General features: G+C 72.5%; 28 protein-coding genes. 15 read left to right on the top strand and 13 right to left on the bottom strand.

The features are described 5' to 3' along the window. Positions 1-33 precede the first annotated feature (33 nt). Positions 34-918, bottom strand: coding sequence for a chitosanase (locus ACWD38_RS18745; RefSeq protein ID WP_450124546.1), 885 nt, complete (start codon positions 916-918; stop codon positions 34-36). A 387-nt stretch (positions 919-1,305) separates the two neighbouring features. Between ACWD38_RS18745 and ACWD38_RS18740 the strand changes: the two genes are divergently transcribed. Genes ACWD38_RS18740 through ACWD38_RS18725 form a run of 4 tightly spaced genes read left to right on the top strand, consistent with a single transcriptional unit; the run spans position 1,306 to position 5,190 of the window. Beyond that, positions 1,306-2,814, top strand: a complete 1,509-nt coding sequence (locus ACWD38_RS18740; protein ID WP_450124545.1) for an ABC transporter substrate-binding protein — start codon at positions 1,306-1,308, stop codon at positions 2,812-2,814. After that, complete coding sequence (locus tag ACWD38_RS18735; RefSeq protein ID WP_450124544.1) at positions 2,811-3,476, top strand: class I SAM-dependent methyltransferase; 666 nt, start codon at positions 2,811-2,813, stop codon at positions 3,474-3,476. Before ACWD38_RS18740 ends, ACWD38_RS18735 begins: the two co-directional genes overlap by 4 nt. Next, the gene (locus ACWD38_RS18730) at positions 3,473-4,423 is read left to right on the top strand and encodes an ABC transporter permease (RefSeq protein WP_450124543.1); all 951 of its coding nucleotides are present in this window, start codon (positions 3,473-3,475) and stop codon (positions 4,421-4,423) included. The genes ACWD38_RS18735 and ACWD38_RS18730 overlap by 4 nt, the downstream gene beginning before the upstream one ends. Further along, entirely contained in the window at positions 4,420-5,190 is a 771-nt protein-coding gene (locus ACWD38_RS18725; protein ID WP_450124542.1) for an ABC transporter permease, read from the top strand. The genes ACWD38_RS18730 and ACWD38_RS18725 overlap by 4 nt, the downstream gene beginning before the upstream one ends. Here ACWD38_RS18725 and ACWD38_RS18720 read toward each other — a convergent pair whose 3' ends face one another. Further along, positions 5,191-5,931 (bottom strand): enoyl-CoA hydratase, encoded by a 741-nt coding sequence (locus ACWD38_RS18720; protein WP_450124541.1) that lies wholly within the window; start codon positions 5,929-5,931, stop codon positions 5,191-5,193. It lies immediately after the preceding gene. A 123-nt stretch (positions 5,932-6,054) separates the two neighbouring features. Here ACWD38_RS18720 and ACWD38_RS18715 point away from each other — a divergent pair, with 123 nt between their 5' ends. Continuing rightward, positions 6,055-7,158, top strand: coding sequence for a transglycosylase SLT domain-containing protein (locus ACWD38_RS18715; RefSeq protein WP_450124540.1), 1,104 nt, complete (start codon positions 6,055-6,057; stop codon positions 7,156-7,158). Here the strand turns inward: ACWD38_RS18715 and ACWD38_RS18710 are convergent. Beyond that, the gene (locus tag ACWD38_RS18710; RefSeq protein ID WP_450124539.1) at positions 7,127-7,486 is read right to left on the bottom strand and encodes a hypothetical protein; all 360 of its coding nucleotides are present in this window, start codon (positions 7,484-7,486) and stop codon (positions 7,127-7,129) included. The genes ACWD38_RS18715 and ACWD38_RS18710 overlap by 32 nt on opposite strands. Before the next feature lie 455 nt (positions 7,487-7,941). Here ACWD38_RS18710 and ACWD38_RS18705 point away from each other — a divergent pair, with 455 nt between their 5' ends. From ACWD38_RS18705 to ACWD38_RS18690, 4 genes are read left to right on the top strand one after another with little or no spacing between them, the layout of a single operon-like run. Then, positions 7,942-8,229 (top strand): CHAP domain-containing protein, encoded by a 288-nt coding sequence (locus ACWD38_RS18705; protein ID WP_450124538.1) that lies wholly within the window; start codon positions 7,942-7,944, stop codon positions 8,227-8,229. Next, positions 8,226-8,495 (top strand): YbaB/EbfC family DNA-binding protein, encoded by a 270-nt coding sequence (locus ACWD38_RS18700; protein ID WP_450124537.1) that lies wholly within the window; start codon positions 8,226-8,228, stop codon positions 8,493-8,495. Before ACWD38_RS18705 ends, ACWD38_RS18700 begins: the two co-directional genes overlap by 4 nt. A gap of 2 nt (positions 8,496-8,497) precedes the next feature. Next, positions 8,498-8,941: a hypothetical protein gene (locus ACWD38_RS18695; RefSeq protein WP_184478365.1), complete on the top strand. Its 444-nt coding sequence runs from the start codon at positions 8,498-8,500 to the stop codon at positions 8,939-8,941. A 28-nt stretch (positions 8,942-8,969) separates the two neighbouring features. Next, complete coding sequence (locus ACWD38_RS18690) at positions 8,970-9,752, top strand: NERD domain-containing protein (protein WP_184478363.1); 783 nt, start codon at positions 8,970-8,972, stop codon at positions 9,750-9,752. A 239-nt stretch (positions 9,753-9,991) separates the two neighbouring features. On the opposite strand, the gene ACWD38_RS18685 is transcribed toward ACWD38_RS18690, so the two are convergent. The 5 genes from ACWD38_RS18685 to ACWD38_RS18665 form a co-directional block, all read right to left on the bottom strand. Then, positions 9,992-11,152 (bottom strand): heparan-alpha-glucosaminide N-acetyltransferase domain-containing protein, encoded by a 1,161-nt coding sequence (locus ACWD38_RS18685; protein WP_450124536.1) that lies wholly within the window; start codon positions 11,150-11,152, stop codon positions 9,992-9,994. A 141-nt stretch (positions 11,153-11,293) separates the two neighbouring features. Further along, positions 11,294-12,112, bottom strand: a complete 819-nt coding sequence (locus tag ACWD38_RS18680; protein WP_184478361.1) for an SAM-dependent methyltransferase — start codon at positions 12,110-12,112, stop codon at positions 11,294-11,296. Positions 12,113-12,191: 79 nt separating this feature from the next. Beyond that, positions 12,192-12,641: an acyl-CoA thioesterase gene (locus ACWD38_RS18675; RefSeq protein ID WP_184478359.1), complete on the bottom strand. Its 450-nt coding sequence runs from the start codon at positions 12,639-12,641 to the stop codon at positions 12,192-12,194. Between the two features lie 10 nt (positions 12,642-12,651). Continuing rightward, positions 12,652-13,404, bottom strand: a complete 753-nt coding sequence (locus ACWD38_RS18670; RefSeq protein ID WP_450124535.1) for a Clp protease N-terminal domain-containing protein — start codon at positions 13,402-13,404, stop codon at positions 12,652-12,654. 31 nt (positions 13,405-13,435) lie between these two features. After that, positions 13,436-14,026, bottom strand: a complete 591-nt coding sequence (locus ACWD38_RS18665; RefSeq protein ID WP_184478355.1) for a TetR family transcriptional regulator — start codon at positions 14,024-14,026, stop codon at positions 13,436-13,438. 99 nt (positions 14,027-14,125) lie between these two features. Here ACWD38_RS18665 and ACWD38_RS18660 point away from each other — a divergent pair, with 99 nt between their 5' ends. From ACWD38_RS18660 to ACWD38_RS18645, 4 genes are all read left to right on the top strand, one after another. Next, positions 14,126-14,599, top strand: a complete 474-nt coding sequence (locus tag ACWD38_RS18660) for a DUF4334 domain-containing protein (RefSeq protein WP_184478352.1) — start codon at positions 14,126-14,128, stop codon at positions 14,597-14,599. A 139-nt stretch (positions 14,600-14,738) separates the two neighbouring features. Next, positions 14,739-15,827 carry an NAD(P)-dependent alcohol dehydrogenase gene (locus tag ACWD38_RS18655; RefSeq protein ID WP_450124534.1) on the top strand — a complete coding sequence of 363 codons (1,089 nt, stop codon included), beginning with the start codon at positions 14,739-14,741 and terminating at the stop codon, positions 15,825-15,827. Between the two features lie 88 nt (positions 15,828-15,915). Further along, a complete protein-coding gene (locus ACWD38_RS18650; protein WP_450124533.1) occupies positions 15,916-16,539 on the top strand; it encodes a hypothetical protein in 624 nt (207 codons plus the stop codon). A 274-nt stretch (positions 16,540-16,813) separates the two neighbouring features. Beyond that, positions 16,814-17,287, top strand: a complete 474-nt coding sequence (locus tag ACWD38_RS18645) for an STAS domain-containing protein (RefSeq protein ID WP_184478349.1) — start codon at positions 16,814-16,816, stop codon at positions 17,285-17,287. A gap of 28 nt (positions 17,288-17,315) precedes the next feature. Here the strand turns inward: ACWD38_RS18645 and ACWD38_RS18640 are convergent, their stop codons facing one another. The 4 genes from ACWD38_RS18640 to ACWD38_RS18625 all read right to left on the bottom strand — a co-directional run bounded on the left by ACWD38_RS18640 (position 17,316) and on the right by ACWD38_RS18625 (position 20,218). Next, positions 17,316-17,690 carry a hypothetical protein gene (locus tag ACWD38_RS18640; RefSeq protein ID WP_184478348.1) on the bottom strand — a complete coding sequence of 125 codons (375 nt, stop codon included), beginning with the start codon at positions 17,688-17,690 and terminating at the stop codon, positions 17,316-17,318. Between the two features lie 229 nt (positions 17,691-17,919). Beyond that, positions 17,920-18,081: a hypothetical protein gene (locus tag ACWD38_RS18635; RefSeq protein WP_184478347.1), complete on the bottom strand. Its 162-nt coding sequence runs from the start codon at positions 18,079-18,081 to the stop codon at positions 17,920-17,922. A 66-nt stretch (positions 18,082-18,147) separates the two neighbouring features. Beyond that, the gene (locus ACWD38_RS18630; RefSeq protein WP_184478346.1) at positions 18,148-19,146 is read right to left on the bottom strand and encodes an aldo/keto reductase; all 999 of its coding nucleotides are present in this window, start codon (positions 19,144-19,146) and stop codon (positions 18,148-18,150) included. A gap of 166 nt (positions 19,147-19,312) precedes the next feature. Then, on the bottom strand, positions 19,313-20,218 hold the full coding sequence (locus tag ACWD38_RS18625; RefSeq protein ID WP_450124532.1) for a bifunctional methylenetetrahydrofolate dehydrogenase/methenyltetrahydrofolate cyclohydrolase: 906 nt from the start codon (positions 20,216-20,218) through the stop codon (positions 19,313-19,315). Between the two features lie 271 nt (positions 20,219-20,489). On the opposite strand from ACWD38_RS18625, the gene ACWD38_RS18620 reads away from it, so the two are divergent. Further along, positions 20,490-21,539: an LLM class flavin-dependent oxidoreductase gene (locus ACWD38_RS18620; RefSeq protein ID WP_450124531.1), complete on the top strand. Its 1,050-nt coding sequence runs from the start codon at positions 20,490-20,492 to the stop codon at positions 21,537-21,539. Positions 21,540-21,736: 197 nt separating this feature from the next. Next, positions 21,737-22,018: a hypothetical protein gene (locus ACWD38_RS18615; RefSeq protein ID WP_450124530.1), complete on the top strand. Its 282-nt coding sequence runs from the start codon at positions 21,737-21,739 to the stop codon at positions 22,016-22,018. A gap of 101 nt (positions 22,019-22,119) precedes the next feature. On the opposite strand, the gene ACWD38_RS18610 is transcribed toward ACWD38_RS18615, so the two are convergent. Further along, positions 22,120-22,599: a pyridoxamine 5'-phosphate oxidase family protein gene (locus tag ACWD38_RS18610; RefSeq protein ID WP_450124529.1), complete on the bottom strand. Its 480-nt coding sequence runs from the start codon at positions 22,597-22,599 to the stop codon at positions 22,120-22,122. Positions 22,600-22,644: the final 45 nt, after the last annotated feature.

Raw genomic sequence — 22,644 nt, 5'->3', positions numbered from 1 at the left:
CGTTCCGGGCGGGAGCCGCTCCGGGGCCGGGGGTCACTGCTCGATGCTGAACGGGGTGCCGTAGACCTCCCAGTGCAGCGGCGGGGTCAGGGCGAGGTTGCCCTCGTCCAGGAACCGGCGCTGGGCGGTGTCGACGCGGCTGGTGTCGCTGTGCGCCTCCTCCTCGCGCATCGCCTCGACGCGGGCGTCGAGGAAGGCGTGCAGGTAGGCCGTCTCGTCGCCGCCTTCGGCGGGCGGGGTCGCGCGGTCCAGCGCCGCCTGGCGGATGCCGCCGAAGCTGGGCCAGTCCTGGCCGGGACCGTGCATCACGATCGCGTCGTAGTAGGCGAACTGGCCGAGCGCACCGAGGCCGTCGGCCTTGGCCTGGTCCACGGCGGGGCTGAAGTAGACCCGGTCGCGCTCGGATTCCTGCGCCTGCTGGAAGTCCGGGTCCTCGGCCGCCTGCGCCCAGGCGTCGGTGAAGCCGGGGTCGAGTCCTTCGTGGGAGTCGGTTCCGTTGACCTCGCGCAGCGCGGGCAGGTACTCGGCGAGCGGGTTGTCCGGCTTCGCCTCGGTGTAGGCCTCGACGAGTTCCAGCATGTCCCCGGTGCCGGAGCAGAAGCCGATGATGCCTGCCGTGTAGCCGCGGCCGTCGCCGATGTCCTCGATGTAGCCGAACTGCGCGCGCCAGTCCAGCGAGGAGTTCTCCGCGCTGGAGACGAGCTGCATCGCGATGTCCTTGGTGCGCGGGTCCGTGAGATCGCCTTCGGCGGCGAGGTGCGCGGCGAGCGCGGGCGGCGCGACCGAGGAGGCGACCGGCGCGGCGGAGGCCGCCGACAGGGCGGGCAGCGCGGTGGCGCCGAGGGCGCTCGCGGCGACACCGGTGACGAGCAGCAGCCGGAGGGCCCGGCGGGACGGCTGGGGCGACGGGGTGGGCATGGCTGGCTCCTCTGGCGACGACCGATCTCGATCCGGTGACGGCGAGCAGCCAACCGTCCGGCCGCCCGTCCGTCAAGATCACTTGAGGTGGCCCGCCCGCACCTGCTCCCGACCGCGTCCACCGGCCGTGACGTGGCATTCGGCCCAAGCGCTCGCGACCTCGCCAGCTCAGCGTTCCCGAATCGCGAGGGTCCGCGCTCCCCCGCAAGTCCGCTCGGGCCGCTTTTCCACGGCACAACTGGGAATTTTCCACAGTTCCCACAGCAGGGCCGTTCCGCCGGTGCGCTGCCGCGTTCGGCGGTTCGGGAGGCGATCGCCACTATTCCTCGTCGTCGCCGTCCGGGTCGTGCAAGGATCCGCGTCGGTCTTGTTGCAAGGAGTTGGCAATTGCGACGCGGTGTGGGATTCCTGGCCTTCGGGCTCGTGCTGGTGCTCGCCGGGTGCGGGTTCACCGGCGGTGGAGCGGATGCGGGCACGTTGCGGGTGGCGGTGACGATCCCGCCGCGGGCCGACTGGTCCCCCGCCTCCGACGACGCGTTGCTGATGCAGCGGCTCGGCGTCACCGAAACGCTCGTCGACGGCGCCATGGACGGCGGCGCCGAGCCCGGACTGGCCGAGTCGTGGCGCCGGACCGCGCCGACCGAGTGGCGGTTCACGCTCGTCGAGGGCGTGCGCTTCCACTCCGGTGAGCCGGTGACGGCGCGCGCCGCCGCGGAGTCGATCAACCGCGTCGTGCACGACCCCGCCCCGCCGCGAGCGCTGCGCGGCACCGTCGAACGCGCCGACGCGCTGGACGAGCGCACGCTCGCGGTGCGCACCTCCGCACCCGATCCGATCCTGCCGCAGCGGCTCAGCGCCGCGAACACGGCGGTCCTCGCGCCCGCCGCGATCCGCCCGGACGGTTCGGTCGACCCGGCGAAGGGCGCGGGCACCGGGCCGTTCGAGGTGACCGGAACCGACGGCGACCGAAGCGTGTCGCTGCGCCGGTTCGACGGCTACCGCGGCGGGCTCGCGCAGGTCCAGCGGGCCGAAGTGCGGTTCGTGGAGGACGCCTCGGCGCGGGTGAACGGGCTGCGCAGCGGCGAGTTCGACCTCATCGACAAGGTCCCGGTCTCCCAGCTCGCCGAGGTGCGCGCCGATTCCGGGCTCCGGGTCGACGCGGTGGACCTGCCGCGCACGACGGCGCTGCACCTCAAGACCTCCGGCGGCCCGTTCGCCGACCCGCGCCTGCGCGAAGCCGCCGCGGCGGCGATCGACCGCGCGGGCCTGGTCACCGGGGTGCTGCGGGGGCAGGGAGTGGCCGCGAGCCGCTACTTCGGGCCCGCCGTGCCGTGGAGCGAGCAGCACCCGCCGCCGCGGCCCGACCCGGCGGCGGCGCGGCGGACCGTCACCGAGGTCACCGGCGGAGCGCCCGTTCCCATCACCATCGGCACCTACCCGGACCGCCCGGAGCTGCCCGCGCTGACGACCGTCGTCGCCGACGAGCTCGGCCGGGCCGGGTTCACCGTCCGGATCGTGCAGGAACCCGCCGGGAGCATCGAGCCGCGCATCCTGTCCGGGGAGCTCGACGCCGCGGTGTACTCGCGCAACCAGCTCGTCGACGTCCCCGACGCCGCCGCGCACCTGACCAGCGACTTCAGCTGCCGGGGCGGGTTCAACCTGGACCACTTCTGCGCGCCAGAGCTGGATTCGCTGCTCGCCGAGCTGCCCGGGATCAGCGCCCCGGACCGGCGCGCCGCGGTCTTCCGCCGCGCCGACGACCTGCTCGCCGAGCGCGTCGCGGGCGTGCCGCTGGTGCACGAGCAGCAGCGCTTCGCCCACCGCGCCGAGGTGAGCGGCGTCCCCGCCGACCCGCTGGAACGGGAGTTCCTCACCGAGGAGGTCGTGCTGCGATGAGCACCCCGATCATCGACTACTGGAACGACCGCGCCCGCCGCGGCTACGACCGGCAACCCGGCCAGGACCCGGCGCGGGACCTGTGGGCGAAGCGCCTCGGGCCGCTGGTGGCGGACCTGGCCGGTCCGGGCGCGCGCGTGCTGGATTCGGGCTGCGGCACGGGATTCCTCGCCCGCATCCTCGCCGCCGACGGCCACCGCGTCACCGGGCAGGACGCCTCGCCGGGAATGCTGGAGGTCGCCGGGGAGCGCGGTGCCGCCGAAGGGCTCGACGTCCGGTGGCTGCTCGGCGCGGCCGACGAACCGCCCGCGGGACCGTTCGACGTAGTGGTCACCCGCAACGTGCTGTGGACGCTGCCCGACGCGCGGCGCGCGGTGGACTCGTGGGCGGCGGTCCTGCGACCGGGCGGGCTGCTGGTCGTCAGCGACGGCCGGTGGAACGAGGCCGCGGCCGGGGACGACGCGACCGAGCGGCGGTTCGGCGCGTCCTACGCGGACGCCGCGCCGGCGCTGCCGATGGGGTTCGACTTCGCGAGCTGCGCCGAGCTGGTCGGCCGGGCCGGGTTCGTCGAGCGCACCGATCGCACCGGATTGTTCGACACCGCGCCGTATCCGAGCGCACCCGGCTTCTTCCTGCTCTCCGCCCGAACCCCGCGACGGTGACGGGAGGGCGCGGGCTGCTGGCCCGGCTGGGCGTGGCGCCGGTGGTGGCGGCGCTGATCGTGCTGGTCGCGGTGCTGCTGCCGGAGCTCACCGGGGTGGACGCCGCCCGCACGGTGCTCGCCGCCCGCTACGCGGAGGCCGACCCGGATCCGGCGGTGCTGGCGGGGATCCGCACCGAGCTGGGGCTGGATCTGCCGCTGCCGCAACGGGTTCTGGCGCGGCTCGGTTCCATGGCCACCGGCGACCTGGGGTCCTCGTGGGTCTCCGGCGTCCCGGTCGCGGCGGTGATCGGGCCCGCGCTCCAGGTGTCGCTGGGCATCGCGCTGGGCGCGGCCGTGCTGTCGTTCCTCGTCGGCTACCTGGCGGGCCTGCTCGCGGCGCACCGCCCCGGTTCGGTCACCGACCGGGTGCTGTCCGGGCTGGTGCGGGTGTTCTCGGCGCTCCCGGAGTTCGCGCTGGCCCCGATCCTGGTGCTGGTGTTCGCCGTCGGGCTCCAGGTGCTGCCGAGCTCGGGGTGGCGGGGCCCGGAGCACTCGGTGCTGCCGCTGCTGTCGCTGGTGCCGTCGCTGGCGGTGCCGATCGCCGCGGTGACCCGCGAACAGGTGGTGGCGTTGCGGCGGGAGAACTTCGCGCTCGCGGCGCGGGCGCGGGGGCTCGGCGCGGCGCGGATCTGGGGCGTGCACCTGGCGCGGCCCGCGCTGCCCGCGGCGCTGTCGCTGGTGACCTACAACGCGGCGGGCGCCGTTTCCGGCACCACCGCCATCGAAGTCGTCTTCGACATCCCCGGGCTGGGCAGCACCGTCGTGGAGGCGGTGCGCGCGCAGGACGTGCCGGTGGTGCAGGCCGGTCTGGTGGTGGCGGCGCTCGCGGCGCTGTGCGTGGGTGCGGCGGGTGATCTGCTCGGGCTCGCCGCCGAGCCCCGCACCCGGCGGGAGGCCCTCCGATGACGCCGCGTCGCATCGCCGGGCTGCTCGGAGCCGGGACGTTCCTGCTGGTGCTGGTGTTCGCGGCGGGCGGCGACCCGCTGGCCACGAACATGGGCGAGGTGCTGCGAGCCCCGTCCCTCGCGCACCCGCTGGGCACCGACGAGCTGGGCCGGGACGTGCTGGCGAGGCTCGCGCACGGCGCGGTGGTCACGCTCGGCACCGCGGGCACCGCGCTGGCCGCCGCCGTGCTGCTGGGCACGCTGGCCGGATGCGCGACGGGCTGGAGCACCTCGCCGGTGGCCGCGGTGGTGCGGGCGGGCGTGGACGTGGCGACGGCGCTGCCGCCGCTGATCGTGGCGCTGGTGACGGCGCTGGTCGCGGGGCCGAGCACGACGGCGCTGCTGCTGGCCCTGGCCGGGGTGGGCTGGTTGCCGTTCGCCCGGAACGCGGACGCGATGACCGCGCAGCTGCGGACGCGGAACTGGGTGCTGGCGCACCGGGCGCTCGGCGCGGGCCGGCTGCGGATCTGGCACCGCTCGCTGCTGCCGTTCCTGGCGCCCGCGACCGGTGCGCTCGCCGCGGTGCGCCTGCCCGCGCTGGTGAACACCGTGGCGGCGCTGGGTTTCCTCGGGTTGGGACCACCACCGCCGAGCCCGGAGTGGGGCGCGATGATCGCGGAGTCGGTCGATCACCTCGGCACCGCTCCGTGGCTGCTGGCCGCGCCGGTGCTGGCGCTGGTGGCGGTGCAGGCGCTGGTCAGCGCCTGCACCGCGCGCACCCGCGAGTGATCACTTGCCCTGGAACCGCGGCGTGCGCCGTTCGGTGCGGGCCCGGCTCGCCTCGGCGGCGTCCTCGCTGGCCCAGCAGTCCGCGTAGGCCGCTTCGAGCTCGTCGGCCTGCTCGCCGGGGTCGAACCCGCCGGAGTCGAGCGAGTTCAGCGCCATCTTCGAGTAGCGCAGCGACAGCGGCGCCAGCTCACCGATCTCCCGCGCCCACGCCACGGCCGCGTCGTGGTCCCCGAGCCGGTCCACCACGCCGCGCTGGTGGGCCACTTCGGCGCCGAGCCGGTCGGCGGCGAGCAGCAGCGAGCGGGCGGCTCCTCCCCCGGCCAGCAGCGACAGGCGCCGGACCGTCCACGGGTCGACGGCGAGGCCGTTGCGCGCGGTGGGCACCGCGAAGTACGCGTCCGGCGCGGCGATCCGCAGGTCGGCCGCCAGCGCGAGCTGGGCGCCCGCGCCGACCGCGGGTCCGTTGACGGCGGCGATCACCGGGACCGGCACCGTGAGCACGGTCTGCAGCGCGTCGTAGAGCCCGTCCCGGAACTCGTCGCCGTACACGCCGTCGAGGTCGGCGCCCGCGCAGAAGGTGCTGCCCGCGCCGGTGATCACCAAGGTCCGCGCGCCCTGTTCCACCAGTGCGGGCACCGCGTCGCGCAGCGCCTCGCAGTGCTCCAGGTCGAGCGCGTTGCGCCGTTCGTGCCGGTCGAGCGTGATCAGTCCGATCGGCCCGTCCCACCCGGTGGTGATCATCGATGCGCCTCCAGTGCCGCACCGGCCGCGCCGGTGATGTCGTCGCTGCGCCACCGCCGCCGGTGGCCTCGGCCAGTGCACCACCGCCGGACCGCACGCGGGGGTTCGGCCGCCACAGATCACATGTCCGCGGCGCTCGGCCGAATCGGTGATGTTCGTTCCGGCCTGACGAGTGAAGACCGGCATCGGATCATGTCCACGTCTTTTCGTTCGCTCGCAATCATGTCCGGGCATGCCGGAACACCGATCGGGAAAAACCGCCCGCGCACCGGAATGTTCCACCTCTTCCCGCCGTCCACTGAGAACTCCGTCCACTGTGCACGCCGCTTTCGATTCGTTACCGAAATCGACCGGGACGATCGCTTTCCTCCCGAAAACCCGCAGCGGTTCCTTTTCGCGGGAAATACCCGATTTCACCGACTCCCCGGTAGCGGCGTGCCCATACTCCTCACCGTGACGACACTTTCACCGGAGCAGATCGCTCAGCACGCCTACGACGCGGGTTTCCGCGGCGAGGCATTGTCCACCGCGGTGGCGGTGGCGATGGCCGAATCCAGCGGGAACACCGAAGCGCACAACGGTCAGGAACCCGACGACTCGTACGGTCTCTGGCAGATCAACCTGCACGGCGACCTCGGTCCGGGCCGCCGCGAGCAATTCGGCCTGAGTTCCGATGACGAACTGCTCGACCCGGCGAAGAACGCCGAGGCGGCTTACTCGATCGCCGGGAACGGCGAGAACTTCGTCCCGTGGTCGACCTACAACGACGGCACCTACAAGGAACACCTCGACGAAGCCCAGAAGGCCGCCGCCACGATCGAGGGCGGCGGGGACACCGGCCCCTCCGGACCGCCGGGCGGGAGCACCGAGCAACCATCCGGACCGCCCGCCGACAGCGGCGGCCAGGACAACGGCTTCACCGTGGAAACGGATCTCCTCACCGACTACGCCAAAGCCGTGGAGGGGATCGCCGAAGAACTGGGGAACATCGGCAAGCGCGCCCTCGATTCGGTGACCGGCCTCGCCCCGAACAGCTTCGGCGAGGTCGGCGAGGAGACGGGATTCGCCGGCGCGCTGGCCGATCTGAGCAAGAGCCTCGACAAGCAGGTCGCCGCGGTCGGCGAGAGCGCCCGCTCGCTCGGGCAGGCCGCCGCGGACGCGGCCAAGACGTACCTCGACGCGGACGACGAGTCGATCAAGGCACTGGAAGGCGTCCTGAAGCTCTGACACGGGGGAGGAACAGGTGGATGTGGCAGCGATCGCCACGAAGTTCGTCGGCGAGCTCACCGCGCACCAGGGGAAGCTGGACGGCGATGCCGGGGGCGTGCAGGACGCGCAGGGCGCGTTGGAGCGAGCCGCCGAAGGGGCCCGGCAGCAGAGCGACGCCCAGCGCGAAGCGGCCGAGACACTGCTGGGCGGCTGGCAGAGCAAGGCCATCGACGGTTTCAAGCAGCAGGTGGAGAAACTCACCACCGACCTCGCGACCACCGCGGAGGCGAGCGCGGAGGCCGCGAAGATCGCGGGCGAGGTGTCCCAGGCGCTCGGCGGCAGGCACGACACCGTCGGCGGCCTCATCGGCGACTTCGTCGAGAAGTCCACGCAGCTCCTGGGCGCCGGGCTCGCCGCGGTGGGGCTCAACGCTCCGGGTGGCCTGATGCAGGCCGCCGCGCAGCTCAACGACCTGGCGGGCGGGTTCATCAAGGACTCCGGCGGGGAGCTCAAGGGAGCTCAGGACGAGATGGAGCGGGCCGCGCAGAAGCTGCGCGAGTTGCAGCAGCGCCTCGACGGCGACGGCATCGCCGATCCGCCGAAGGAGCAGGAGACGGACGGGGCCGGCGAGGACCGGGCGACGCCGGTCAGGACAAGCCGGGATCGAAGACCGAGGACATCCTCGCGAGGGCGCGCGAGAACCTGGGCTTCGAGGAAGGCCCGAACGACAAGAACAAGTGGGGTCCGGACGGGCAGCCGTGGTGCTCCTACTTCGCCACCTCCATGTGGCAGGAAGCCGGAGTGGACATCGGCAGCCTCGGCTACAGCGGCGACGTCTACAAGTGGGGCCAGGAGCACGGGACCGCCTACGACCAGGATTCCCTTGCGGAGAGCGCGAAACCGGGCGACGCGCTGCTGTTCGGCACCGGACCGGACCAGATGCAGAGCACCCACATCGGCATCATCGAGAAGGTCGAAGGCAACCAGATCACCACGATCGAAGGCAATTCCAGCGACAAGGTGCAGCGGATGACCTACACGCTTCCCGACGACGCGGACAAGTTCTACGGAGGGGTGCATCCCGAATGACCACCGGACGTGCGGAACGCGACGGCGTCGCCGTCGAAGTCTCCCCCGGCGGAGCGCTGCGCTCCCTCGTGCTGGACCCGAGCGCGCTGCGCGGCGGCGGCGCCAAGCTGGCGAGCACGATCACGACCTTGGCCCACGAGGCGAACGCCCAGGCCACCCGCGCTGCGGCGCGCGACCCCCGGCTCTCGGGGCTGAGCGCGCAAGACCGCGCGGCGCTGGGCTTGGAACCGGGCGACGCCGCCCGCCACGACGAGGACCGGAGGTAGCGATGGGCGACGGACGCAGCGTCAAGACGCTGATCGCGATAGCCGAGAGCTTGCCCGCGAATCGCGGGCTGGCCGCGGGAATGGCCGAGATCCGCGGCACGGCCACCGGCGAGGGCATCTCGCTGTCGGTCGACCTGAACGGCCTGCTCACCGAGCTCACCGTGTCGGAGCAGGCGATCGCGCTAGGACCGCAGCGGCTGGCCGCCGAGATCACCCGGCTCAGCGCCGAGGCGTGCGCGGAGTCGACGCGGCGGGGCCTCGTCGCGCTGGAATGGGGCTGCGGTCGCGGTGTGGCCGCCGCGATCGGCGAGCGACTCGCCCCCGCCGAGCAGCCCGGCACACCGGCCCGAACCCGCGGCCGGGACTCCGACGAGGACGACGAGGACTTCACCGACTCGTCGCGAACGACGCCCTGGGCGTCGAACCGCCCCGCGTGGGGGCGGTGAGCACCACGGCACCCGGTACGGTTCGGGGGTGCGTGTTGAGGTGCTCTCCGACCATCCGCGGTTCGCCGCCCGCCGTACCGAGCAGGCCGCCGAGCAGCGGCGCAGCCGGTACGAACAGGCGGTGGCGGACGTGCGGGCGCGGCACGCCGCGCGGCGCTGGTGGCAGGTGTGGAAGCTCCTGCCCCAGTGGCTGGAGCTTCGCAGGCTCCAGGCGCAGCGCCCGGCCGACGAAGACCAGGTGCAGCACCGGTTGGCCCAGCAGGAAGCCGGGATCGAGGCCGAGGACGCGATGACCTCGGCGCTCGACCGGCTCTCCGACGACTGGACGGTGTTCCGCGGTTACCGCAACGGCCGCGGCGAAGTCGACCACCTGGTGGTGGGTCCCGGCGGGATCTGGGCCATCGAGGTGAAGAACCACCCCGGCAAGGTGCACGTGGACGGGGATTCCTGGCGTTCCGAGGTGTTCGACCGCTACGGCAACCTCGTCGAGAACCGCACCCTCACCGACCGCAGCGGACGCAGCTGGGGCCGCCAGGTCACCGACGTGTCCAAGGCACTGGCGGACTTCCTGCAGAAGCGGGGCCGCCAAGCGCTGGTGCGCTCGGTGGTCGTCATCATCAACCCCCGCGCCCAGCTCGGCACCGTGCGCCGCCCCGGTTTGGCGCTGGTCAGCGTCGGCACCGACGAAGTGGTGCGCACCCTGCGCCAAGCCCCGCCGACGCTCGGCCCCGCCAGCGCCGACGAGGTGGCCCGGCTAGTGCGCCGAGACCACGCCTTCCACGAAAAGCGCCGAGCCAGCCGTGATGGTTGAAGGCTCGATTCTTCCGGCTTGAGTAGCGGGTCAGGTAGCGGAACCTCAGCGGTTTCCTCGCTGCGGGATCATTTTTCCAAGTGGCTCCGCCACGAGGAAAAATGCTGTCCTCGCGAGGAAACCGCTGAGAACCCGCGGCGGTGCCGGTTGCTCAAGCTGGTCGCTGCTCAGCGGCTTCGCCGCTGACAGGACACTGACTACGAACACTGATGGGCGTTGCGGTTTCGCCGCACCGGCGGCTATGCGGGTCGTTGCGAACGTTGCCATGACGAGAGGTGGTGCAGTGCCCATTCCAGCGGGCCTCGTCCGAGCAGCGTCCGCCACAGCGTGGCGCACACCAGCGTGATCGCGGTCAGCACCAGCCATGAGGCCCACGAGGCGGGAAGTCCGATCGCGGCCAGCGCCACGATGTGCCCCGCGTACGAGGTGAGCGCGAGCGCCCCGACCGAAGCGATCGGCAGCAGCAGCGCTCCCGCGCTTTCCGCGAGCAGGCACAGCCCGATCACGAGCACCGCCACCCCGGTCGCTCCGATGATCTCGACGGGACTGCCGCTGTGCGCGCCCGCCGACAGCAGGTAGATCGGGTCCGTGGTGGGCACCGCGCCGAAGCCGGTGGCCAGCGTCGCGTCCACGATTTCCGGCGGCAGCGCCCCGCCGAACAGCTCCAGCACCCGGTCCCGCCCGCCGAACACGTGCATCGCCAGCCACGATCCGCCGTAGCCGAGCAGCGCGAGCCCGCCGCCGACGAGCACGAGCCTGCCGCGCACCGCCCGCAGGTCGAGCCTGCCCAGCGCCATTCCCGCGAGCACGAACGGCAGCCACGTCAGCACCGGGTAGGCACCGGTGAGCAGCACGTGCTGCAGCGCGGTGCCCGCCGCTTCCCATGATCCGAACGACTCGAAACGGGGAGTGACGCCGAGTTCCTGCTGCGGCGGCATGGCCGATCGGACGAGGAACGACACCAGCGGACCGGCGACGGCGAGCACCGCCGCCGCGACGGCGAGCGCCGCGGAACGCAGGCGCAGCAACGGGATCGACAGCAGGAACAGCACGGCGTACGACGTCAAGATCACCATGACCGGCGTCTGCAGCGCGGTCAGCGCGAGCCCCAGCACGAACAGCACCACCGCGCGCACCGCGATCCGCGGCGCGGCCGACCGGCCGGTCGCCGGGTTCGCGCCACCGCTGAGCAGCGCGATCGACAAGCCCGCGAGCACCGCGAACAACGCCGCCGAGCGCCCGGCCACGAGCGCGTGCAGCGGTCCCTGCGGCGGCCCGGTGTGCGCGGCGAACATCCCCAGCACGGCCAGGCCGCGGGCGGCGTCCACCCCGACGAGCCGCGCGGTCTCGCGGGGGTCGATTTTCCTCGTCTCGCCCGAGGAAAGCGTAGTTGTGGTCACCTGACGATCGTTGCGGAACGAGCTCGCGCGGAGATCCCCCTTCGAGGTCGCGATACCTACGACTTCCGGCCGGCGGTCGTACGTCCCGCCTCGCCCGATCGGCCGTCCCGGTCTCGCCGGCGGTAGCGGGACGTCCCTGCCTCACCTGGCGACGAGTTCACCGACCCCGGCCCGGTAGGCGATGCGCTCGGCGGACACCTCCGGCGGCACGTCCGGACGCCAGTGCGACGGCGCCACCAGGCCGGGCGGGACGAGTTCCAGCCCGCCCAGCAGCGCGTCGATCTGCTCCGGCGAACGCCAGTAGCTCGGCGGGTTGACGTTCCGGTACACCTCCGCGACGCGGTCGGCGGTCTCCTGCGGCAATCCCGCCGCCGTCGCGTGCGAAAGCGCGAGGTAGCTGCCTGGCACGAGGCCGTCGAGGTAGCCGCGCACGACCTCGGTCGTCTCCTGGTAGTCGGCGATGAAGTTCAGCACCGAGACCATCAGCAGGCCGACCGGGCGGGCGGTGTCGAGCAGTCCGGTCGCCGTCGCGCCGTCCAACACGCCCCGCACGTCGCGGAGGTCGGCCTCGATGATGTCCGCCTGCTTGACGTCGCCCAGCAGTTGCCTGCTGTGCGCGACCGCCACGGGTTCCTTGTCGACGTAGACCACGCGCACCGACGGGTCGAGCACGTGCGCGATCTCGTGCACGTTGCCGACGGTGGGCACGCCGGAACCGAGGTCGAGGAACTGCTCCACTCCCTGCTCGACGAGGTAGCGGACCGCCCGGCCGAGGAATCCGCGGTTCGCGCGGATCGAGTGGACCGTGTCGGGCATGGCCTCGATGACCTTCCGGCCGGCTTCCCTGTCGATCTCGAAGTTCGCCGAACCGCCCAGGAAGTAGTCGTACATGCGGGCCGAGTTGGGGCGCCGCACGTCGATGTCCTCGGTGCGTTCCTGTCGCGCTCCAGGCCGCCCCATGGCCCCACCTCCGACTCACCGGTGCATCACTTCACGTTACTGCACCAGCACTTTCGGTGACGCCGCTGTTCGGCCGCTCCTAGCCGCCGAGGACCGCGAGGCCGGTGAGCGCGGTCCTGATGCGCTCGGGCACGCGAACGGGACGCCGGGTCTCCCGGTCGACGTACACGTGCACGAAGCGGCCCAGCGAGGCCGGTTCGGCGGCACCGTTGCCGAACACGGCGAGCCGGTACACCACACTGGAGTTGCCCAGCCGCTCCAAGCCCACACCCACCTCGACGTCATCGGGGAAGCCGAGTTCGGCGAGGTACCGGCAGTTCGTCTCGACGACCAGTCCGATCTCGGGGAACTCGCGGATGTCGGCCCCGGTGGCGCGCATCAGCCACCCGTTGACCGCCGTGTCGAACCACGAGTAGTGCACGACGTTGTTGACGTGCCCGTAGACGTCGTTGTCGGACCAGCGCGTGGTGATCGGCCAGAGGACGGTGAAATCCGCGCGACCCGGCGGGGTTTCGGCAGGTTCGACCATGGCGCCGACCCTAGTCACCGGCCGGATCCGCGTCCGCGTCGAGTGCCGCGGCCATGGCGGCGAGGCCCGCGACGACGTGCTCCTCGACGGCGGGCTTGGCCAGGCCGAGCTCGGCGAGCACGCCGCCGCCGTTCTCCTGCTCCAGCATCGCCAGCAGGACGTGCTCGGTGCCGACGTGGTTGTGCTCCAGGCGCAGCGCCTCGCGGAAGGTCAGTTCCAGCACCTTCTTCGCGCCCCCGTCGAACGGGATCAGGTCGGGCACCTCGTCCACCCCGGCGGGCAGCGGCGCCGCGGCGGCTCGACGCACGGCCTCCGGGGTGATGCCGTGCGCGGTGATCGCGCGCATGGCCAGGCCCCCCGGTTCGGCGAGCAGCCCGAGCAGCAGGTGCTCCGGCCGGATCTCGGTGTTGCCCGCGGCGCGCGCCTCGTTCTGCGCGGCCAGCACGACGTTGCGGGCACGCGGCGTGAACCGGCCGAATCCTTGTGCCGGGTCGAGGTCGGGCGTGCCGCCCTTCGGCAGGAAGCGCTGCTGCGCCGCCTGCTTCGTGACGCCCATGCCCGCGCCGATCTCCTTCCAGGACGCGCCGGAACGGCGCGCCTGGTCGACGAAGTGGCCGATGAGGTGGTCGGAGACCTCACCGAGGTGGTCGGCCGCGATGACCGCGGCGGAGAGCCGGTCGAGCGCACCGGAGTGCACGTTCGTGATGGCGTCGATCAGGTCGTCGAGGCGAACGGGGTTCGCCAGCTGCAACGGTTCGCTCATGCGTCAACCCTAGGTTGACGATCATCGGCCGTCAACCTTCGGTTGACGATGGCTCGGCCACTCGCTGCGCGGCGAGCACCGCCGCCCGCCGGATCCCCGCTGCGTCCCGACCCCGTGGGCCGCCGTCGATCTTGCCGACCGCCAGAGCCGACAGCGCCATCGACCGCGCGATCCCCAGCAGCACGATGAGCAGGTCCGCCGGATGCCAGGAGGCATCGACGTGCCCGTCGGCCTGCCCCTGCCGGATCGCGTCGATCTTCGGGCGCAGCGCGGTCAGCCGCAGGTCGTCCGCCGCCAGCCGCTCGGGCTCGTCCAGGTCGATCCACGCCTGCAGCCGGGCGCTCTGCGGGTTGTCCAGGTAGTGGTCGAACAACCTGCCCACGTAGCCCGCAACGTCGTCGCCGCGCACCGCGGTCCGCTCGTCGACGTCGACGACCCACTGCCGGACGACCTCGTCGAACAACGCCTGCTTGCTGGGGAAGTACGCGTAGAGCCGGTCCTTGCTGGCGCGCGCCTCGGTCGCGATTCGGTTGATCCGGGCCCCGGCGACACCGCGGGCGGCGAACTCGGCGGTGGCGGCGGCGAGAATCCGCTCCCGCGTGGCATGTCCTGCTGCGCGCATCGGGCGAGACTACCTTGCCGAACCGTTCAGTTCGGGAGTACGGTCGGCCGCCGAACCGCTTGGTTCGGCAACGCAGCCCGCCGCAGCCCAGGAGTTGACGTGCACCTCGACCAAGCCCGCGCCCGGTTCACCGCACTGCGCGACCAGGACTCCGGCGTCTGCCCCGACGAGCTAGACGAGATCTGGGCCGCGCTGGACACCGTGGCCGCCGCGGACGTGCTCGGCGCTTGGCGGGGCGCCGACTTCGCCACCGGCCACCGGCTCGGCAGGCAGCTCATCGCCGCTCGCTGGCACGGCAAGACCTTCCACTCGGTGCTCGACGCGAAGCCGCTGATCTGCCGGGACGCCGACGGAGAACTGTTCTCGAACGTCGAGCTCGGCGGCGGCGAGGCGACGCTGTGGGACGTCGAGTTCCGCGGCGAGGTGACCGCGACGATGGTCTACGACGGGCGCCCCGTGCTCGACCACTTCAAGCAGGTCGACCCGAACACCCTGATGGGGATCATGAACGGCCGACCGGAACAGGTCCTCGACGACGGGCGCTTCTACTACTTCCTGCTCGAACGCACCTGACCGGCCCGCCCGCAGCGGCCCCCTGAGGGCGGCTCCGCGCCGCACGCGACAGCGCCGTCCGCACGAGCGCGACCGCCTCGCTCAGCCCGGCCACCGCGGCCGGGACGCGGATTCGAGATCGGCTCAGATCGAGGGGTTCATGCAGATCACCGCAGCCGTCGTCCCGGAACCGGGCGGCGAGTTCGTGCTGGAGACCGTTGCGCTCGACGATCCGCGCGACGACGAGATCCTGGTGCGCGTCACCGCTGCCGGGCTGTGCCACACCGACCTGGTCGCCAAGGACGATCCGCGCCGGCGGGAGCCCATCGTCCTGGGGCACGAGGGCACCGGCGTGGTCGAGCGGGTCGGCGCCGCCGTGACCGGGATCGAGCCCGGCGACCGGGTGGCGCTGAGCTATCGCAGCTGCGGGCGCTGCCGCCCGTGCCGAGCGGGCGACCGGCCCTACTGCGAGCAGGCCCGGCGGCTCAACAGCGCGGGCCGGCGCCCGGACGGGTCACCGACGCTGACGCGGCGGGGCGAACCGGTGGCGGGTTCGTTCTTCGGCCAGTCCTGCTTCGCCACGCACGCCTTGGCCACCGCCGACAACGCCGTGGTGATCGGCGAGCGGGTGGATCCGCTCGTCGCGGCCCCGATGGGGTGCGGATTCCAGACCGGGGCCGGTGCGGTGCTCAACGCGCTGCGGCCGGACGCCGGTTCGAGCCTGGCGATCTTCGGCGCGGGCGGGGTCGGCCTGGCCGCGCTGCTGGCGGCGAGATCCGCCGGGGTGCGCACGATCATCGCCGTCGACGTGCAGCCCCGGCGGCGGGAACTCGCGCTGCGGCTGGGCGCGGACGACGCGCTGGACCCGGCGCGGACCGACGTCGTCGCGGCGATCGCGCAGCGCACCGGCGGCGGCGTGACGCACGCGCTGGAGGCGACCGGGCTCGCGGCCGTGCTGACCCAGGCGGTGGCCGCGCTGGGTGCCACCGGCGTGGCCACCGTGGTCGGTCTCGGGGCGGCGGAAGCAACGCTGAACCTGCGCGACCTGCTCTACCGCGGCAAGACCGTCCGCGGCTGCATCGAAGGCGACGCGGTGCCGCAGCGGTTCATCCCGGAACTGCTGGAGCTGCACGCCGCCGGGCGGTTCCCCGTGCGGGACCTCGTCGCGGAGTACCGCTTCGCCGACATCAACGCGGCGGTCGCCGACCAGCGCTCCGGGACGGCGGTGAAGCCCGTGCTCGTCTGGTGATCCCGCGCGGACGACGGCGGATCGGTCCTTGATCGGGACCCGGTTCGCTGGTTGCCTTGGTGGCTCGTCCGGCTAGGAGGAGGGACTCGTGCGCCTCTACGCGCAGACACCGGCGCGCGCCGGGAGGCAGGTGCTGCACGACCTGGGCGCCGTCGCCTGGTGCGCGGTGTTCGCCTGGCTGGCCCACCGGGCCTACCTGGCCGTGCTGGAGTGGCAGGCGCCCGGCCTGCGGATGATCGACGCCGGGCAGGACCTCGACCGCACCCTGGGCGACGCCGCTCGCACCGCGAGCAGGGTGCCGCTGGTCGGCGACGACCTGGCCGGTGCCCTCAGCAGAGCAACCGCCGCCGGTGACATGCTCACCGACGCGGGGCGGACGCAGGTCGACGCGGTGAGCGCGGGGGCACCGGCCGCCGCCGGGCTGGTGCTGCTGCTGGCGCTGATCCCGCTGGTGCGGTGGTGGCTGCTGCCCCGGATCGCGTACGCGCGAGCGGCCACCTCGGCGCAGGAATTGCGCACCGCCGCACCGGATCTGCTCGCGCTGCGCGCACTGTCCACTGTGCCCTATCGCGAACTCCGCGCGGTGCACGAAGATCCGGCCGCGGCGTGGCGCGAAGGCTCGCGTCCCGTCATCGACGGCCTGGCCGCCCTGCACCTCGCCCGACTCGGCCTCCGACCCTCCGAACCACCGCAGCACCGCCCCGGCCGGTGACACCGCGCGCGTTCCGGTATTCCCGCGTCACATCGGAGAGCCCGCGCGGGGCCGGTTGCGTCGGGATGTAGCGTGGAAAGCGGTTGAGCCCACAGCCGCGAACAGACTTCCCCGCCGAGAGCGTGCGCTCGGCCGTGACGTCGCGGCGCTCCCGCCGCCGTCCGGTGATCACTTCGGCGACCACGAGGAGTCCCCGCGAGCGCGCGATCCGCTTCGGAAGCCGCCGAGGTCCGGGCCGCGCGGATCTCCCGCGGAGGACTCGTTAGGAGACGGCATGAGTGCGACTTCCACCACGTTCGGCCTGGTACCGCCGCAGGCCTCCCCCTCCGGTGTCCAGCAGGCGCCCGACATCCCGGCGCCCGCCAGAGGTGACCGCCCGCAACGCCGCGCGGACCACCACGGCGGTGCGCTCGAACTGCGCCTCGACCGGCCCAGCTCGGACACGATCGTCCTCGCGGTGCACGGCGAGGTGGACACCAGCACCGTCCGGCGGCTGCGCGAGCTGCTGTGGCACCGGCTCGCCTCGTGCACCGGCACCGTCGTGCTGGACCTCTCCGCGATGACCTTCGTCAACACCAGCGGCCTGCACCTGCTGGACCAGTGCCAGCGCCGCGCCGAGGAGCACGACATCTCGTTCCGCGTGGTGCGCGACGACCAGGGCCTCCTGCTCCGGTTGCTGGACCTGGCCGACGCGCACGTGCGATTCCTGGTGCACGCCGACCTGCGCAGCGCCTTGTCCCCGCGCTGACGGCGGATGGCCGGCCCCGGTCAGCGGATCAGGCGCTCTCGTCCCAGTCGATGCCGATGGGCCCGTCGGAGACGAGCAGGAACTCGCAGCCGTGCACGGGGTCGGCCTCCTCGGGGCCGTAGACGTGTCCCGCCTGCACGCCGCGCACCGAGTTCGCGCCGACCCAGCCCTCGTCGCCGAAGCGCAGCGCGCCCTTGACCATGTGGTAGGTCGTGTTGAACGGGTGACTGTGCGCGGGCGCCGAGTAGCCCGGCGGGAACCAGGCGTAGAAGACGTTCGGCGCGAGGATCTTCACCTGCGCCGCGTTCTCGCCGCCGGGCAGGTGCGGGTCCTCGAACGGAACCCAGGGTTCCTCCTCGAGGACCTTCGCCCACACGGTCGGAACGTCGTTGTCGATGCTCATCGGCGGTAGATCTCCAGTCCGGGAGGCGGTGGGGGAACGCTTGCGTGGCGGACAGTCTGCCCCCTGCGGCGAGCGGAGATCCACCGCCCCCGGCGCCGATTTTCGGCATATACCTTGGGTTTTATGCCGCAGCGGTGGCTCCCTGCTACTCCGGCGACACCGCACGCCCGCGGCTCACACGAACGGTGGAACCGACGGGAACGTGCTCACGGGCGGTGCCCGCTTCGGCTCACCCGGCCGGAGCGGGCTCCGCTTCGGAGAGCCGAGCGTGCAGCCTGGCGCTGTGCTCGTCGAGCCCGGTGATCTCGACGGCCACGCCGCGCGCCGCGAACCGCGCGACCAGCGCGGTGACCACCGGGGAGTCCCACACCGGGCCCAGCGGTTCCCGCATCTCGTCGAGCGACCGACGGTGGCCGCCGCGCACGACGACCACCGGGTCCGCTTCAGCGACCGCCCGTCACCTGCCGAGGCTGCCGCGCAGGTTCGCGGTGTAGCGCTCCCCCGCCGTCGAGCCGGGCGGGAACGTCTCGGACAGTTCGGCGACCAGCTCCGCGGGCAGCTCCAGCCGGGCCGCCTCCAGGTTCGCGTCCAGGTTGGCCGCGCGCCGGGTGCCGGGGATCGGCACGACGTCGTCGCCCTGCGCCAGCAACCAGCCCAGCGCGAGCGCGGCGGGCGTGGTGCCCAGCTCCTCCGCTCGCGCCCGCAGCCGATCGACGCGGGTCAGGTTCTGCTCCAGCGCCTCCTCGGAGAACCGCGGGTAGCGCGCCTGCCTGCCCGCCAGGTTCTCCACGTCCGAGGCGCTGCGGATCGACCCGCCGAGCACGCCGCGCCCCAGCGGCGAGTAGGCCACCACGCCCACCCCGAGCTCCCTGGCGACGGGCAGCAGCTCCGCCTCCAGGTCGCGGGTGAACAGCGAGTACTCCTCCTGCGTCACCGCGATCGGGTGCACCGCGTGCGCGCGCCGCAGGGTCTCGGCCGACACCTCGGACAACCCGATGTAGCGGGCCTTGCCCTGCTCGACGATCTCCGCGAGCGCGCCCACGCTGTCCTCGATCGGCGTCGACGGATCGACCCGGTGCAGGTAGTACACGTCGACGTGATCGGTACCGAGCCGCTTCAGGCTGGAGTCGATCGCTTCGCGGATCCGCTCCGGGCGCCCCAGGCCTTCCCCGCCGCCGCCACCGGTCTTGGTCGCCAGCGCCACCCGCTCCCGCAGGCCGCCGGACAGCGCGCCGCCGAGCAGCAGCTCGTTGTGCCCGTTGCCGTACACGTCGGCGGTGTCGATGAGGTCGATGCCGGCCTCGACGAGGTGCCGGATCAGCTCCCGCGACTCGCCGTCGTCGGCCTCGCCGTACACCCCGGACAGCCCCATCGCCCCGTACCCGAGCGCGCTCACCGCGGGGCCGCGAGCACCGAGCCGGTGCCGTGGGATGTCGTCTCGCCGAGTCAAAGCCATCAGCCGTGACCTTCCTTGTCGCCGTCGTCCGCACTTCGCGGCGGACCCTCACCAGCACCAACGACCGGCCCCGCGCCGCGCTTCCCGCCCGGAGGAACTTCCCGCACTCCGGACGGTCGAAAGGCGCCCCCCGCGCGAGCACGTGCCCGTGGCGTGGAACCCCGGGTCAGCTGTGCCAGTTGCGGTAGAGGCGGACCGCGTTGCGCAGGGCCATCGTCACCGTCATCGGGCCGATGCGCGGGACGAACACCCCGGCGGATTCCACGACGTCGTCGTCGTAGTTCTTCAGCGTGGAGAAGTTGATGCAGGTCGCGCCCGGCTTGATCTCGGCGGCGCGCACCAGCGGGAACTCCCGCGAGGGCACACCGGTGACGACCACGTCGGCCTCGGCGAGCGCGGTCGCGCGGTCCACGGAGGTGGGGCGGACCTCGTAGGAACCCTTGCCCTGCGAGGGCACGTAGGCCAGCGGACCGTCGACGTCGAAGGACGTGACCTCGGCGCCGTCGTTGGCCATCATCGCCGCCAGCGGCTGGCCGACGATCTCGCTGCGGTTGAACACGCACGCCTTCAGCCCGGCCAGCGGCTCGGCGGCACCGCGCTCACCGACCTCGGCCTGCTCGATGAGCTTGAGCACCGCCAGCGGCGTGCACGGCAGCACGGCGCGCTTGGTGTGCTCGGTGTCGATGTAGCGGCGGTTCTCGTAGAGGCAGCGGCTCCAGAACGAGTGCAGGCCCTCGACGTCCTTGCGCGGGTCGACGAGCTCCCGCAACCAGCGGTCCTGCGCGAGCCCCATGATCGGGTAGTACAGGAAGATCCCGTGCACGCGCGGGTCGCTGCCCGCCTCGTGCACGGCGCGCTCGACGTCGCCGGCGGGCAGCACCCGCTGGTCGAAGCGGATCCCGACCTTCTCGCAGCCGCGCCGGGTGTACTCGGCGTAGGTCTGGGTGGGGCCATCGCCTTCGACGCGGAAACCGGTCAGCGTCAGCGGTTCCGGCAGCGCGGCCACCTCGGCGCGGATCTCCGCGCGGAAGTCGTCGGCGAGGGCACTGGGATCGAGCAGTCGAGCGGACACGGGTAGTTCTCTAGCACAGCGGCCGACCTCCGGCGACGCCGCCCCACACCGCCACGGGCCGCCTTCCAGTGCCCTGACCAGCCGATCAGCCATTGCGAAACCGTCGAGTTCCGCTGTCGCCGAGGGTCGGTGTGTCCGATGTCAACCCGAGTCGACGCCCACGAAGCCCTGATCGTGGCACGGCGCCGCCCGCGCCACGGCGCTGCCACCGCGCGCTCACGCAGTGAGATGGTCTGGCCGCCGGGCGCGGCGCTCTGGTGACCTTGCGGGCATGTCGGCACAACTCCGCTTCGGCGTGTGGGCGCTCGTCTACGGCAACTGGGCCTCCTTCCACCACCCGGAAGACCCGGTGGACGCGTCCTGGGAACGCAACAAACGGCAGATCCTGGAAGCCGAGCAGCTCGGCTACGACACGACGCTGATCGCCCAGCACGTGGTCAACCCCTTCGGCGAGGAGCACGACCAGCTCGACGCGTGGACGGCGGCGGCCGGGCTGGCCGCGCTGACCGAGCGCATCGAGATCATCGCGGCGATCAAGCCCTACCTCTACCACCCGGTGGTGCTGGCCAAGCAGGCGTTGCAGATCGAGGAGATCAGCGGCGGACGCTTCGGCATCAACCTCGTCAACGCCTGGTTCAAACCGGAGCTGGAACGCGCGGGCATCGGGTTCGCCGAGCACGACGCGCGCTACGCCTACGGCACCGAGTGGCTCACCGTGGTGCGCGGACTGCTCTCCGGCGAACGCACCACGTTCCACGGCGAGCACTTCCACGTCGACGACTACCTGCTCAAACCCGCCAGCAGGACGCGGGAGCGGCCCGCGGTCTACCTCGGTGGCGAATCCGATCCGGCGCGGGCGCTGGCGGCCGAGCAGGCCGACACCTGGTTCATCAACGGCCAGCCGCAGCAGGACGTGCAGGCGTTGATCAAGGACGTGGCGGGTCGTCCGCGCACCGGGGAACCGCTGCGCTACGCCCTGTCCGCGTTCGTCATCGCCCGCGAGACCGAGGAGGAAGCCCGGGAAGTCCTCGCGTACCAGTGGGAACTGGCCGAGAAGGGCCAGGCGACCTGGGACGGCCTGGTCGCGCAGGCGGACCCGAAGGCCGTCATGTTCCAGACCTTCGCCAAGCACCCGCACATCGGCACCAACGGCGGCACCGCCGCGGGACTGGTCGGCAGCTACGACCAGGTGGCGCAGCGGATCCTGGAATTCCACGAGCTCGGCATCAGCACGCTGATGCTCCAGTTCCAGCCGTTCGAATCCGAGCAGCGCCGGTTCGCCCACGAGGTCATCCCCCGCTTCCGCGCCCTGAGCCCGTGACCTCGGCCCGCGCAGGGGCCGAAGGCTCAAGAACCCGCCTTCGGCCTCGCGCGGCAGGCCGCGAAGATCACCACTCGATCCAGCGATGCAGCGTCGGGACGTACCGGTCGATGATCTTGATGAGTGGCCGATCGGAGCGAAAGGCGTGACGGCACATGCGATTCCGCCGGACCAATCCACTGTGGACGATAGCGGCGGTGGCAGCGGCGCTGCCGTTGTCCACCGCGAGCGCCGACGCGGAGCCGCTGGTCGACGTGCACGACGTCCAGGGCGTCGACCTCGGGCCGGTCGAGGACGGCATCGCCCGCGACGTCGCGCGGGACCTCGCTCGGGATCTGGCGCGGGACCTGGCCAGGGACTTGGCCAGGGACCTCGCGAAGGACGTCGCGCGCGACCTGGCGCGGGACGCCGCGAAGGACCTCGGCCGGGACCGCGAACTGCTCCGCCGGACGATCGACAAGATCACCGACCGGCTCTGAGGTCTCCGGGCGAAACGGTGGGCGAACCACCCCCGATCTCCCGTGGGACCGGATCGCGTGCCCCTTTCCGGGCCCACGGGTTCCCGCCGCACCCTGGCTGCTCAGCCCTGCGGCGCCGCCATCTTGCGGAAGTCCCAGCTGGTGATCTTCGTCGGCGTGATGCGCAGCCAGCCGTGGCGGCCGTCGTGGAACATCTCGTCCCCGCCCATGTACTTGCGGGCGAACAGCAGCTCGATGCCGGTGAGCGCGTCGTTCGGCTCGCCGGTGCGCGGGAGCTCCCCGACCACCTCGACGGTGCCGGTGATCTCGACGCCGCGCAGCTCCTGGAACTCGACTCCCGCGTCCACCACGACGCTGATGCGCGCATCCCGCATCAGGTCCGCCCAGCGCTTGCTGCGGGTGATCGAGTAGAGCCAGCACGCGGCACCGTCCCAGCCGAACCACAGCGGTGTGGCGTGCGGCCCGTCCGGGCCGACCGTCGCCACCCGGCAGGTGCGTTCCTCCGCCAGGAAGGCGTCGATCTCCTCGCTGGTCATGGCGATCCGGCGGCCGCGCTTCTGCGGCTTGAGCTCCTCGGTCATGGCACGACTTCCATCCGCTGGTCTGTTCCGTCCACAGCGCAACGA

The sequence above is a fragment of the Saccharopolyspora sp. NPDC002578 genome (assembly GCF_053592695.1).
This window is presented reverse-complemented; position numbering and strand designations above follow the sequence as displayed.